The organism is Rania fehmarnensis (genome assembly GCF_056494185.1).
The window spans coordinates 4,104,479-4,117,872 of the sequence record NZ_CM151398.1 but is presented as its reverse complement, the minus strand read 5'-3'; the positions used below and the strand labels follow the sequence as shown (position 1 = coordinate 4,117,872).

Here is a 13,394-nt window from a genome sequence, read left to right as displayed (position 1 = left end):
GATGCACATGACTTCAGAATGCAACACTCAAGCCATACCGGCTGAGCAGGGACTTACCAGGCGGAGATTCTTGCAAACCTCGGTGCTGGCTAGTACAGCTCCGTTGTTTGGCCCGCTGGCTCTTGCAACTGCAGATCAAGTGGCGAATCAGTGGAAGCCCAACTATATCGTGGCATCCTGTATGTATGGCGGTATTTATCTGGGTGATATCTTGCCCGAAGTCACCAAGTGTGGCTCGCAGTTCATCGATATCTGGCCCAAGCCTCACGGTAACCAGCGCGAACAACTGGACGGACTGGGCGAGGAACGCTTCGTGGCACTGCTGGAAAAACATCAAGTGCGTTTGGGATGCATCACGCAGTACAAGTTAGGTCCGTTCGGCTTGCAAGACGAAATGCGTTTAGCCCAACGCTTGGGATGTCAACTGATTATTACCGGTGGTGAAGGACCTGTTGGTTTGAAAGGCGCCGAACTGAAGAGCGCCGTGGCGACATTCATCGACAAGCTCAAGCCGCACCTTGAGATAGCTGAAGAGACAGGCGTGACCATCGCCATTGAAAATCATGCCAACAACCTAATTGATTCAGCCGACTCTCTGCGTTACCTGGCTGAACTGCGACCGTCGCCTCATTTGGCGATTGCCATGGCACCGTATCATTTGCCCCAAGACACCGATTTGCTGAGCGGCTTGATTGGAGAACTGAACGACGCTTTAGCCATGGTGTATGCGTGGCAACATGGGGACGGCTGCATGGAAAAGCTGCCCAAAGAGCGCGAACTGCTGCAGATGCCGGGTCGCGGAAAATTGGACTTTGGTCCATTGCTGCAATCATTGGCGCGGATTCAATATACCGGTTGGCTCGAGATCTTCATGCACCCAGTCCCGCGTGGCATACCCATTTTAGAAACACCCGCGCAAGTAACCGCAGAAATCAATCGCGCTCGCCAGTACTTAACAACCCTCAGTACGCAGTAGGTATCTTTCAATGCAACCGATTCGCATTCAAAAAAAGTGGTAAATCTGTCGGTACGACCACTAGTTATGGAGCTTGAGCCACATAAGGTAGCGATTCACCTTCACCTCGAGCGATTGTTCTTTCAACAGAGTTTTGCGATTCTCTGACGATCATCTTAAAAGGGTTACCTGAGTAACAGACTTCACCAAAGAACGCAAAGACAGAGGCGTTCTCCGTATCAAACATCGGCGCGAGCGCGCCGGCCGTGGTCGTGTACGAGAATCCACCCAGTATTTCGCTGCGTCCACCTGTGACTGTCTGCAGCAGAGTACCACCGCGCTCCGTCTTGTAGCCCAACACCCAAACGTCGCTGGCTCGATTGACTAGATGCGTGCCCTCATTCTCGATGTTCAGTTGCCTGGCCCATAGCTTCTGTTGATCCAAGGCCAAATTGTTGGTGGTTACATCTTCCATAAAAACTTTCGAGCCGCGTGCCTTGGCGGAGAACCGTACGAGTTGGACGCCCAGACTCTTGAGCGAAATCGTTCTGTCAGTATCCACCTCGATTCCACCATTGATCGACGATAGATGTTCGATCTGCACGATGGGACTGGTGCCGTCTACGATTTGCAGATCGGGACTAGCCTGTTCATCGTAATCGAGCCAACCGCCGGTGCCGACGATGCGACTGGCGTTGGCGCGTACGATTACAGTCGATTGTAGGCGGAAGAACCCGGGCAAGAAAATCGTCGAGGCACCAGAGTCAATCGCCCGCTGAATTGCTGGTGCGGAATCTTTCTGGCCAGTTGCATCGGCGCCAAAGTCGACCACATTGGCCCACTGAGATACGGACACTTCTGGTAACGTTGGTGCGTCGGAAACAGGCAATCGCAACGCTTCCGATTTGTCACCAAACAAGTTCAGCGCTGGCTGCGACGAGTGTTCCACAATGTTCGGACCGATGGTTGGTAACTGCTCACCGGGTGGAAGGCGATAAGCTTGAGATTGATCGGGCGAATCTATAGTAACGAGCGCTCTGGCATATCCCTTGGACTTAAGATCACGCACATAAATGCGGCCGCCATTGAAGTTCAAAACCGCTGGGTGTCTTTCGGCTCCCGGCAATCCTTCGGCGATCGAATCGATCAAGGCAAATGTCCCGTAGGTCTTGATCGCGGGCACGTTGTTACGACTAAACAGTTGTCGCACCGAAATGGTTTGTCCTTCATTAACGAAACCAACTTCGCTTTGGTTGTTTAAGCTAAGGCCCTCGAAGGTCTGGCTGTTGACGGCGTGACCGGTTTTTACGCCCGTGCGAAAGCCCATGACTTCGCAGTTCTTAACCAGCAGTGGACCATTCATATCTTGGAAGCTTAAGTCAAGTCCAATGGCTGCCTGGGAGGTGGCATCTACGAAGCGACAATTGCGCACTGCCCCATAGTTGTTGGCGTAGAACTGGAGTGCGATGGCGCCGGCATTGTTATGGCCGACATCGAAGGTCAGATCTTCAACGTAGTTGTGAAACCAATCTGCCGAACCAAAACCGCCGCACCACATGATGCTCTGTGGATGCGCAGGGTCCGAGAAGCGACCATCTTTGAGGATGATCTTGGTTTTGTTGACGTGCTCGCCTTGCAGCCAATTGTGTCCCCAAGCCTCGCGGCCACTGGAGTGCTTCTTGGACCACTTGAGCGTGCGTGACACCAAGTAGTTGCCGGCTGGGAAGTAGAGCACCCGATGTTGCCCCATCAAGTCATCCAGGGCGTTCTGAATCGCGTCCGTGTCGTCGGTCACCCCGTCACCTTGGGCATTGTAGGGCGGCTGTTTGACGTTGATGACTGCGGCGCAAGTGGGCAAGGCAACATCGATCAGCTTTGAAAAATCTGCACCACACTTCAGGGGCTGAGCGTTACCGGGCGTGTTATCGCCGGCCGATTGCCGCGAAGGAGTGGGCGATGTTGCCTTCGATATTTGTGCAAGAGCAGCGGACACATCGAGGCACAGGCAGGCAACTACTGCGATCACAGTTGTGGTGCGCGAGTTGATTTGCCTGAATTGAGATGGCATCGGATGCTTCACGAGTGAGTGGATGTCATGATGGGGTGGCCAGTAGCTAATAAGACTCTAGTCTACCATCGAAACGCTATTCAGAACGCTCCACTAAGCCGTGGGCGTTAGCCCCGGTTCCACCATCAACTACCTGTGAATGTTCAATAACCGAGACTAACGCCTGCGGATTTTTACTGAGCCCGGTTCGTTGCACCAATGATCTATACTCTAGAATGCCTGAACCGAGCCGACCACTGGCGCGACCAGCAAATTCGACTGGGTGATGGCGAGCGTATCCATGGCGTTCGTATCAGGGATACAAATGAAGGAAGAACACTTATGATAAACGTAGCCAGGCATGGGATGATGCTGTTGGTTGGGCTGGCGATGCTCGTTGGTCTATCTGAGCATTGTGCCGCGCTGGACACTGGGCAATTCAAGGTCACTCCTGCAGCGACTGGTCGGCAATTAGTGCGCGTCTCGTTGCCCTGGCCCGAGGCGTTACCTGGCAATGAGCTCTTGCGAGAGGCACAGGCAAGTGGCCCGGCTCATTCAGCACCCATGGTGCGGGTGCGCGTCTTGGGCGATGCTCGTGAACTGGACGCCAGCGTACGAGTGATCAGTCGCGGGATGGTGGGACAGCATAAAGGCTCTGCGCCGCGGCGCGTCATGGTGACCTTTGAGTATGTGTTTCCCGATACTTCACCCGTTATCTTTCAGTTGGCCTCGGTGACATCATCACGCGAGGCAAAGGACCAGCGACCTGGCGACTGGCCGGTGACCGCTGAAGTTCACGGCTCAGAAGTGCATCTCCATTTCGCCTCAGGACAACAACTGATCTGCCGCTACGATGCTCCGCTGCGCAGCGTCGATTCGGCTCCAACCGAAGAAGTCATCGAATCGAATTTTCATTATTCGTGGAAGCGTATTTATTTTCCGGATCCCTTGTGGCCTCGTTGGTTGGAATTGCGGATAGACCGACTCGGAAGTGTTGTTTTGATTGGCCACCTGCAGCGAGTGGCCAAGGACAATGGCTATGCGCCCGATCTAGGCTGGACAGTTGAAGGTGCCCGCGATGAGCGCTGGTCGCTAGATCATCCATTGGCCAGGCTTCATCAGCGGGGAAAAATTGAAAGCGGTGAGCAAGACTCGAGCACCTACCGCTACCAGCGCTGCTCGGCTGCCGACCGCGTCCCCATGCAGCCATATGCCTGGCTGCGCACGGAGCTGGTGATCGCACCCTCTGACGTGGCGAGACTACCAGCTTCGTTAATGAGCCCGCATCAGGTTGAGGACTCTGCGATCGACCTGGCGAAACTCTATCCGCATTGGCACGCTGACCATCCACGCACTCGGCCTTTTACTGAGTTGGTCGAGTATCATCGCCAAGCCATTGCGGCAGCGAGTGCGGTGGGTGACGACTTCGGGAACGTAACCGGATTCAATCATGGCGCCAAACACAGCGGCAGTTTTGGCATGAATCGGCTGAACCACAACGCCGCTATTTTCGAGCAAGCCTGGCGAGCTGGAGATCAGCGTTTGATGCAAACCGCTGTGCTGTGGTGCGATAACTTTTACGATCAATCAATCTGGTGGGGCACGCCCAAGCAGGGCGGCACTCGGTACAACAACGTAGCTGCGTTACAACAAACGCCTCCCACCACCGATTTTATGTGGCGATCAAATTCGGCGGTGCATTTCTGTACCAAAGGTTACGACTCATTTTGGCTTGCCTGGGAAGAGACGGGTGATCCGCGAATGCTCGAAGCCTTAAACGCACAGGTTGCCTATGCTGCAGAGGAACTGCATGCTGATCGCGGTGAGTGTCGCAACGTGGGCGACGTTCGCGATTTTGTACGCTTGTATCGCATGACGGGTGAACGTCGTTATTTGGACGAAGCGTTGCGATTATTTCGTGAGCTCCGCACCAAGCTCTCGACGGGCAACTTGTTCGATCAAGGCGGCAAGGCACTCGACCCTCAGCCGCCTTTTATTGACGACGATGCACTCGGACTGACCGTTGGATACGCGAAGCCCTATATCATCGGTTATGCGCTACCTGGCTTGCCTGAATTGTGGGCCATTGTCCCCGACGAGCCCGAGTTAGAGGAAACGATCCGCGCCGTGGCAGACTTCTTGGCCGAGACGGTTGATCCAGCTGGAGGCTGGCGTTACCCACATCCGCGTTCCAGCGCGACATTGGTGAACTTTGGACCCGAGCACGCCTGGCATCTATGCCAAGCCTGTCGGGCGCTTGGTCCTGAGCCTAAGTGGTTGGACGCGATAGAAACTGTCTTGCGGGCCCGCGTGCTGTCGTGGAACAAAACGGGTCGCATCTTGTCCGGCGTCGAAGGCTGGGAGATTTCTACCGGTAAAGTGAAGGACCGCTTGGAGCTGCAATCTCTATACGCTCACCCAGATGACCGTCCCTTTCAACGGGATTGGGACGAAGGTCGCGTCAGCTATGGTTCATCACCGCCTGAAGGACTCGTATACTTCGAAGAGGTGCTGGATTATTACTTGCAGCACCGTCCGGCAGATCGATTGTTAGCCACACCCCTACCAGACGAACCCTTGGGCAAGATTCTCAGTCGTCCTTAGTGAGCGAAAAACCCGTAGCGGAAGCCGTCAAGGCTTTCGTGCGTTTGAATGTCCGTGGCGAAGTGGATTCACGAAATGCTTGACGCACTCCGCTACGGTAGAGGCCGCGCAGGGCGTTAGCCCAGCTGTTTTACGCTTCCCTTCAATGTCGTTCAATGCAACAATTGCAGAGGATAAGCGCAGGAAGCATCTGTGCTGAGCCTACAAACCACTACTTTGGGAGCCAATTTCAACGTGCGCAATCTCTCCAACGATGGAAAGCAATTAGTTCAAGACCTGGCTCAGCGACACCAAGTGTCCACCGATGCGGCTACGCATATGCTGATCGCGGTTCACAATGGCAATGGCACGATGGCGCAGTTCAGCCATCCAGAGTTTGGTGGCTCGGGCCAGTGGATGCGTGGCGGAATGACGATGGTCAGCGACCTCTTCAATTACCAGTTGAAGAGTCGCGTCGATAATCTATGCAACGATATTTCGAACGTGCTCAGCACGCATCAGTTAGTGCCCTTCGGTGGTTCCCTCCAATCGCAGAGTCAGAATGGAAACACTTCGCAAACACAAACGGCAGGGATGATGGGATCGGGCAGCCGTTTGTTTGAGCCCGACCGAAACTCGAATTGGTGGCCCCAGGAGTTTGTTTCTCCCTCGGCCACGGGCTCGCAGAACAACGTGCGCTATGCTTACTTTTCGGGTGCACACCGCCTGGCGGTGAAGACCGGCGAGGATGTCTGGGTTTACGACACCCTCGATCACAACATCGGCGGCTTCTCTCAGCAACAAGGTTCGGGAGGCTCAATTACATTCTCGAGCCAATACGGCACGGTCAACCTGGCCACGCTGCCCGTGGTCTCGCGTGGCGGTGTTCCTCAAGCCCCTGGCTCCCCAATGAACGCACCCTCGGTTGTCGTCAACACACCACCGCGCGAAGTTCCTCAGACGATTCCACAGCCCGCGTCTCCATCAACAGCGAATGCTGCTCAGTCCACCAGCGACGCAGGCCAAGACATCTTGGGCACGCTGGAGCGTTTGGGAGCGTTGAAAGAAAAGGGGTACATAACGGACGAAGAGTTCGCCAGCAAGAAAGCTGAACTGCTATCGCGACTCTAGGTGGCGATGTCCCGTAGCCACCGTCGCCAGACGGTGGATGCGTAACGACCGATCTGCTGAGCCGTGGTAAAACGCAGCTTAGAGATCCACCGTCTGGCGACAGTGGCTAGCTAGCCCGTGGAACGTAGGACGGGTTTCCAGGCCAGTCCGTGTGCATTCATGATGCGGACGGGCCTGGAGACCCGTCCTACTAAAAGGCAGCTCCCGCGAGGTAGCTCCGCGTCGGCCAGCGCTCAGCAACAGCTTCACGCAGTCGAAATAGCGTCTTGACCGTCAGCGGCCACCGGTTGCGAATCTTGCGATGGCAAGGCCCATACGCCTTTTGAAATTAAAGTGGCCGAGCCATTGATAGTGGCGAAAGCCACGTCGGCTGCATCGCGACCAGTACCGATACGAACCAAGCCGGTCAGTGGAGCCAGCTTGGTAGGATCAAACAGGAACCAACGACCATCAAGGAACGCTTCCATGAATCCATGATAGTCTGGCGGATCCAAATCCACGGCGTACCCGGATACATAACGCGCTGGGATGCCAATTCCACGGCACAGCGAAATGGCCAGGTGAGCGTAGTCACGACAGACACCCGTGCGCATCAATAACACATCCGAAGCGGTTGTGGTGGAGTTGGTCGATCCTGGTGTGTATTCCAAGAAATCATGTACCCAATCGCAGATGGTCTGGACACGCTTGTGTCCAAGCTCTAGATCGCCGAATTCTTCGAAAGCAAATCGGGCCAATAGATCACTTTCGCAATAGCGGCTCGGATTCGAGTAGGGTAGTACGTCGGCCGGTATCTGGGTCTTGGCGGCTTCGGCAACGTCTTCTGGGGTAACCACGTCCGGGGTAAGTTCAATGGTCGCGCGATAAGAAACATTCAGCTTGCCAGGTTCAACGATGGCGCGATAGATTCGATTTCCGTCCAAACCAACTTCTAGGGCTTCCACTTTCGGCTCTGGGGAGAACTTCAACTCCTCGTGAATCAGCTTCTGGTGATCGGTTTGAGCCGCTGAGATTTTGAAGAGGAAGATCGTAGGTTGGCGAACGTCGTAATCCAATTCACTGCCGATCAATATCGTACTCATCTAGCGTGTGTTCTTTCAGGTCGTTGAAGGATGCGAATTAGGCGGCTCGTCGGGTGGGTCGTGGGGATAGCTTGCCTGCTGTAGCAATTCTTGAGCCCAATCCATTGGTATAGAGTCAAGAGATTGAATCAGCACCTGAGACCACCACGCGGTTGTCCGTTGCAGATCGTGCGCGTCGTAGCGTCTGAATATGGGGCGCTCAGCGCCTACGGCCATTACAGCCACATCAATGGGATAATCGACATCCGTAACGCTGGTGCGCGTGGCATCAAACGCCAGTAGCGCTAACGCCAAAGCAGATTGAAGCGAGGTCTCATATTTCAACAAGCGATCGAGAATCGATTTGCCGTAGTAAGTCCGGCCAACGATGAAATAGGGCGAATCGGGAGCTGCCTCCAGCCAATTGCCTTCGGGATAAACGTAAAACAATTGCGGGGACGGATCGGCCGTTAAGCAACCACCGATAATAGCGTGGAGATTAAACTGCAAACCTGCGGAGGCCAGGGCGGCACCATCTTCGCTTCTGACGCGGCGCAGTTGATCACCAAACAGGTTGACGAACTGATACAGCCGCTCCACGGGAAAGGTCGCATCCCTTAGAGTCTCTTCAACGTACACCAGCGCCTTATCACGAATCGATCGAAGTCCGCTGGTCATCGTGAACAGCGAGACATCTTTATGCTGAAATTCAGCCAGCTTTTGCTTGTTGATCTGTTCGCTACCGCGCACGATGCGCGTATCAGCCAAAGCGACCACGCCGTCGCGAACTCGAATACCGATGCAAAATGTCAAATGCGTACCACTAAAGTAAAAGATCTCCGCCATGGAGCAACCTGAAGTGTATGCGTTATCTAGCTTGCGTTCAATGGCGTAGCACTCGTAGCCACCGCTGCCAAGCAGTGGGTAATCAAGCGTTACGCGTCCACCGTCTGGCGACGGTGGCTACGGTATCAGAGTCCACCGTCTGGCGACGGTGGCTACGGTATCAGAGCGTAGTGCCATCTAATAATGGCTTGCCGGCATGAAACCGGCTGATGTTCTCTGTAGTCACACGCGCGATTTCGCTGAGTGCTTCGCGGGTCAAGAACGCTTGGTGAGAGGTTATCAGCACGTTAGGAAACATCAGCAGGTGCGAGAGTTCGTCGTCCAGCAGCACTTGTCCGGATAGATCCTGGAAGAAGATACCCTCTTCTTCTTCGTAGACATCCAAAGCTACACCGCCAACATGCCCAGACTTAAGAGCCGCGATCAGGGCGGTGGTATCGATTAACTTGCCCCGACTTGTATTGATGATGAACGCGCCACGCTTCATCTGGGATAACGTTTGCTCGTTGAGCAAGTAAAGCGTCTCGGGCGACAGGGGTAAATGCAGTGAGACAATATCGCTCTCGGCCAAGAGTGAATTTAGATCGGTGTAACGGATCTGATGCGCTTGAGCCCAATCCTGTACAGGGAATGGATCGTAAGCGAGAACGTTCGTTTCGAAGCCTCGCAGAATCTGCGCTGTGATACGTCCAATTCTGCCCGTGCCGATGATCCCGACCGTCTTACCGCGGAGGTCGAAGCCCACCAGTCCATTGAGCGAGAAATTCAATTCGCGAACTCGGTTATAAGCTCGATGAATTTTGCGATTGAGCGTCAGCAGCAACCCCACCGTGTGCTCCGCCACTGCGTGAGGTGAATAAGCCGGCACGCGTACCACCGGCAGGCCTAACTCCTTAGCTGCCACCATATCGACATTGTTATGGCCAGCACATCGCAATGCGATCAGCTTCACATCAATGGATGCTAGCATCTCCAAACACGCGCGATCAGCATGATCATTGACAAAGATGCACACTGCCTGTGCACCTTTGGACGCCTGCGCCGTATCCACACTCAGCCTGAATTCATGAAAGCGAAACTGAATGCCCTCCGCGCAGGGAGCACGCTCGAGGTATTCGCGATCATAAGACTTCGAATCGTATACAGAAACTTCGATCATACTAATCACTTTCTGATTTCTGGTTCCCAGGCTCTGCCTGGGAACCCGCTGCCTTGCAGGCTCCGCCTGCGTCCCCTCATAGCATACAGCAACACTCCGCCCCTCAAACCGTAGCAAAAGCCGTCAAAGCTTTCGTGAAGTGTCAATCATGCTCGAAATGCTTGACGCATTCCGCTACGGCTCAAGTAAAAATTTGCCGTCGAGCGTCAATTCTGGACCAGCAGATGGCTCCCAGCAGCAATAAACCGCTGGCGACGTAGAATGCTTGATCCCAATTCTCGCGCGGCAAACTACCAAACAGAACTTGGGCAGCTGCGCCGCCCAGAGCGCCCATGGAGTTGATGACACCAAACACAGCGGCCATGTGACGACCGCTGATGGCGCTATTGACGCCCCACCAGGCCGCTGCATGCATGTGGATACCCAAGCAAGTGAGGCTCAGCCAGCCAGTCTTCCAGGCCACCGACTCGGTCATGGCAGCGGCCAACATGGCCAGCGCAGCCAAGGTGAACGCAGCAGTGCCTACAATGCACTTCTCCCATCGCAAGTGCGTTACTCGCTGTCGCGCAACGTCTACCAACCAACCGCCGATCAAGCAACCGATAGCACCGCCCAACATGATCGAGCTGTTCAACCAGCCAGAATTGACGTTGGACACGCCATGCAGCTTTTCCAAGTACGTCGGATACCAGGCAAATATCAAGTAAACAGTGCTGGAACCGGTCACCATCACGCAGCTGAGTAACCAGACATTCAAGCTGCGGACGATGGGCATCAGCGGCAGTTCGGGTCGACCTTCGTGAGTAGGAGGTGGACCAATCAAACGCAGTTCAGCAGGATTGACCGACCGATGATTAGCCGGGTTGTCGCGAAAGAATCGATAGAAGGCGACCGACCACGCAATTCCCACCAATCCATAGACACCAAAGACCCATCGCCAACCAATCCAGGCTATTAAGTAGGCCGTCATCACGGGTGCGATCATGCCACCCAAAAGCGCCGGCATATGCACGAAACCGCGGATCTTGCCGCGGGCCAAGACCGGAAACCATTGGTCCACGATACGTGAAACATTCGGCAATGCACCGGCTTCGCCGGCACCAAACAGAAACCGCGTGATCAGCAGCATCACAAATCCGGTGGCTGTGCCGGTTAGCATCGTAAACACTGACCACCAAATAACAATGCGCGTCAGTATTTTGCGCGTTCCATGTCGATCAGCCAGGTGCCCCGTTACAACTTCGAATAAGCCATACGCCAACATGAAGGAAGCATGCACCATGCCCATCTGAAAGTCGCTGAGTTTCAAATCTTCTTGAATCAGCGGAGCAGCTTTGCCAATACACATGCGATCGAGATACAGGATGAATGTGACCGCGCATAAAAATGCCAAAACTCTGAAACGCGTTCCCGTTGGCAGATCAATTTGAGAGTTAAGGCGCTGGTCCATGGTCGCTTTCAGTGCGTTCTATATTTTGCAATTGTGTCCAAGTTGACCGTCACGCCCAGGCCAGGAGCGTCCGACACCGATACCATACCATCGCACAGTTCGAAACGCTCATGGGTGAGTTCGTGACGCAGCGGCGAATCGGCCATGCAGAATTCCACTACATCGACATGTGGCATGGCGGCCATGACATGCAATGAGGCGGCGATAGTGATGCCGCTCTTGAAGGTGTGATTGCAAATTCGTTTGTGCCTGGCTGTCGCGGCGCGGCCCACCGCCAGCATCGTTGAAATGCCGCAGCGCGATGGATCGGGCTGAATCCAATCCAGTCCCCCTTGGTCGAGCATCCGCAGAAACTCATCAAGCCGCGAAGCCGTTTCTCCGGCAGCAATCGGCGTCGGACTCACTGCCGCCAGCATGCGATAGCCTTCGAGGTCCTCGGGATGCAACATCTCTTCGAGCCAGTAGGGACAGTACTCCGCAAACTGATTGGCTCGGCGAATCGCTGTGCGCGCATCAAAACACTCGCCGGCATCAATCAGCAGATCGATCGAATCGCCCAGCCCACGCCGAGCTTCGCGCACCAGGGCGATATCCGTTCTCTCGTCGCGGCCCATAGGCCCCCAACCAAACTTGACCGCGGAAAATCCGCGCTCGGCCCATCGACAAGCGGCTTCATAGGTTGCTTCAGGCGTGTCGCCGAACAGCACACTAGAGTAAGCGCGAAATGTCGTCTGAAATGGTCCGCCGAGCAACCGATAAATCGGCTGTCCCAAAGCCTGCCCGGCGATATCCCACAGAGCCATATCGATACCGGCCATCGCATGAATCGCCAGGCCAGCATGCGCGTAATAGTTAGCGGATTGTTGCATGCGATGGTGACAGACTTCGATCGCCATCGGATCCAAACCCACCAGTACACGCGCCAAACCCGAACAATTGGAGTGCGACATGGGTGCATCGATAACAGCTTTAACAGCCTCTGGACATGAATCTACTTCGCCCCAACCACTGATGCCTGAATCAGTATCAATGCGCACCAGGCAAGTATCTTGAGTACCATCGGCGACTGCGTTGATACTGGGCAATCGCAGAACGATCGCTTCAACTTTGGTTATTTTCATGAATGGCTTTGTCCTTACTTGTCGTCCGAGGATGGGAGCGATTGCTGCCCCCAGGGCATGGCCATTTTCGGCGGTTGGCGATGCAGATCGCGCCGCACGTCTTTGGGACGAGCTTGCCACCATGTGACCAAGCCAACCAACTGACGGACAGCTTCCATGTAAGCGCGTTCGCCTTTCTCTGCCGAAGCTTTCTCAGGCTCACCGAAGGCACCCGTATCCGAGTAGGCACTTGTCCAAGGTACAAACGCCATAGGCCCGGATGCAAAAAGATCCAGCCATAAGTATGGGCTTCCTTCAACGTTGAACTTGATGTCGCCATTGCGTATCAAATCGCGCCGCACATGTCCGCCTTCCAAGTACATATACAGCGATGTTTCCAACTCACAAGCATGTGCACAGCCGCCGGGAAATTTGCTTTCACGCCAACTCGGCAAGAACGTTTTGTCAACCGTCAACAAGCTCCACCAACAAACCGCTGCGCACTCGGCACTGGTTTCCAGATTGGTCCGTCGCGCAACCAAATCCAGAATGGGAAAGTTCGACCCATGCCCGTTCAACAAGATGATCTTTTCGAAACCGTGATACGCCAGGCTGCGCGTAACATCCAGAATAGACTCCAGCAGCGTTGTATGGTGCGCGTTCAGCGTGCCAGGAAAATCCATCACGTGAGCAGTGTAGCCATTCCAGTGGGTCGGCAACACCAGCATCTTGTCCGGGATCTCGCGCCCCGCGCCATCAGCAATCCCCTTGGGGCAAACCACGTCGACATCCAACGGCAGATGCGGTCCATGTTGCTCGATACTGCCAACTGGCAGCACGCAGATGGGTCGCCGCGCCACCGCGTCATTGACCTCCGACCAGGTCAGCTTCTCATAACGATACTCATGTTTTTCAGCGGGTCTATTCATCGAGCAGAAACTCCAAGCAGACAAAAGACATCGATAGTGCGTTCTCAAGACGGGAGAATGTCGAGTGATGACGCACGGCCATAGTTTGCGCAGGTCATCATCATCCACCGCGGCCAAACTGTGGACGACCGAA

General features: G+C 54.7%; 10 protein-coding genes. 3 read left to right on the top strand and 7 right to left on the bottom strand.

Features of this window, described 5'->3' with window-relative positions:
- Nucleotides 1-7: 7 nt before the first annotated feature.
- Nucleotides 8-976 carry a sugar phosphate isomerase/epimerase family protein gene (locus SH573x_RS13730; protein ID WP_479355908.1) on the top strand — a complete coding sequence of 323 codons (969 nt, stop codon included), beginning with the start codon at nucleotides 8-10 and terminating at the stop codon, nucleotides 974-976.
- A 64-nt stretch (nucleotides 977-1,040) separates the two neighbouring features.
- Here SH573x_RS13730 and SH573x_RS13725 read toward each other — a convergent pair whose 3' ends face one another.
- Nucleotides 1,041-3,023 carry a glycosyl hydrolase family 28-related protein gene (locus tag SH573x_RS13725; protein ID WP_479355906.1) on the bottom strand — a complete coding sequence of 661 codons (1,983 nt, stop codon included), beginning with the start codon at nucleotides 3,021-3,023 and terminating at the stop codon, nucleotides 1,041-1,043.
- A gap of 321 nt (nucleotides 3,024-3,344) precedes the next feature.
- Here SH573x_RS13725 and SH573x_RS13720 point away from each other — a divergent pair, with 321 nt between their 5' ends.
- Nucleotides 3,345-5,606 (top strand): hypothetical protein, encoded by a 2,262-nt coding sequence (locus SH573x_RS13720; protein WP_479355904.1) that lies wholly within the window; start codon nucleotides 3,345-3,347, stop codon nucleotides 5,604-5,606.
- 192 nt (nucleotides 5,607-5,798) lie between these two features.
- Nucleotides 5,799-6,716 (top strand): SHOCT domain-containing protein, encoded by a 918-nt coding sequence (locus SH573x_RS13715; protein WP_479355902.1) that lies wholly within the window; start codon nucleotides 5,799-5,801, stop codon nucleotides 6,714-6,716.
- Between the two features lie 245 nt (nucleotides 6,717-6,961).
- On the opposite strand, the gene SH573x_RS13710 is transcribed toward SH573x_RS13715, so the two are convergent.
- The 6 genes from SH573x_RS13710 to SH573x_RS13685 all read right to left on the bottom strand — a co-directional run bounded on the left by SH573x_RS13710 (nucleotide 6,962) and on the right by SH573x_RS13685 (nucleotide 13,261).
- Nucleotides 6,962-7,798: a transglutaminase-like domain-containing protein gene (locus SH573x_RS13710; RefSeq protein WP_479355900.1), complete on the bottom strand. Its 837-nt coding sequence runs from the start codon at nucleotides 7,796-7,798 to the stop codon at nucleotides 6,962-6,964.
- 15 nt (nucleotides 7,799-7,813) lie between these two features.
- Nucleotides 7,814-8,623, bottom strand: a complete 810-nt coding sequence (locus SH573x_RS13705; protein WP_479355898.1) for a proteasome-type protease — start codon at nucleotides 8,621-8,623, stop codon at nucleotides 7,814-7,816.
- Between the two features lie 160 nt (nucleotides 8,624-8,783).
- Entirely contained in the window at nucleotides 8,784-9,782 is a 999-nt protein-coding gene (locus SH573x_RS13700; protein WP_479355896.1) for a 2-hydroxyacid dehydrogenase, read from the bottom strand.
- A 181-nt stretch (nucleotides 9,783-9,963) separates the two neighbouring features.
- Nucleotides 9,964-11,232 carry an MFS transporter gene (locus SH573x_RS13695; protein WP_479355894.1) on the bottom strand — a complete coding sequence of 423 codons (1,269 nt, stop codon included), beginning with the start codon at nucleotides 11,230-11,232 and terminating at the stop codon, nucleotides 9,964-9,966.
- An 8-nt stretch (nucleotides 11,233-11,240) separates the two neighbouring features.
- Nucleotides 11,241-12,353: a mandelate racemase/muconate lactonizing enzyme family protein gene (locus SH573x_RS13690; protein ID WP_479355892.1), complete on the bottom strand. Its 1,113-nt coding sequence runs from the start codon at nucleotides 12,351-12,353 to the stop codon at nucleotides 11,241-11,243.
- A gap of 14 nt (nucleotides 12,354-12,367) precedes the next feature.
- Nucleotides 12,368-13,261: a creatininase family protein gene (locus tag SH573x_RS13685; protein ID WP_479355890.1), complete on the bottom strand. Its 894-nt coding sequence runs from the start codon at nucleotides 13,259-13,261 to the stop codon at nucleotides 12,368-12,370.
- Nucleotides 13,262-13,394: the final 133 nt, after the last annotated feature.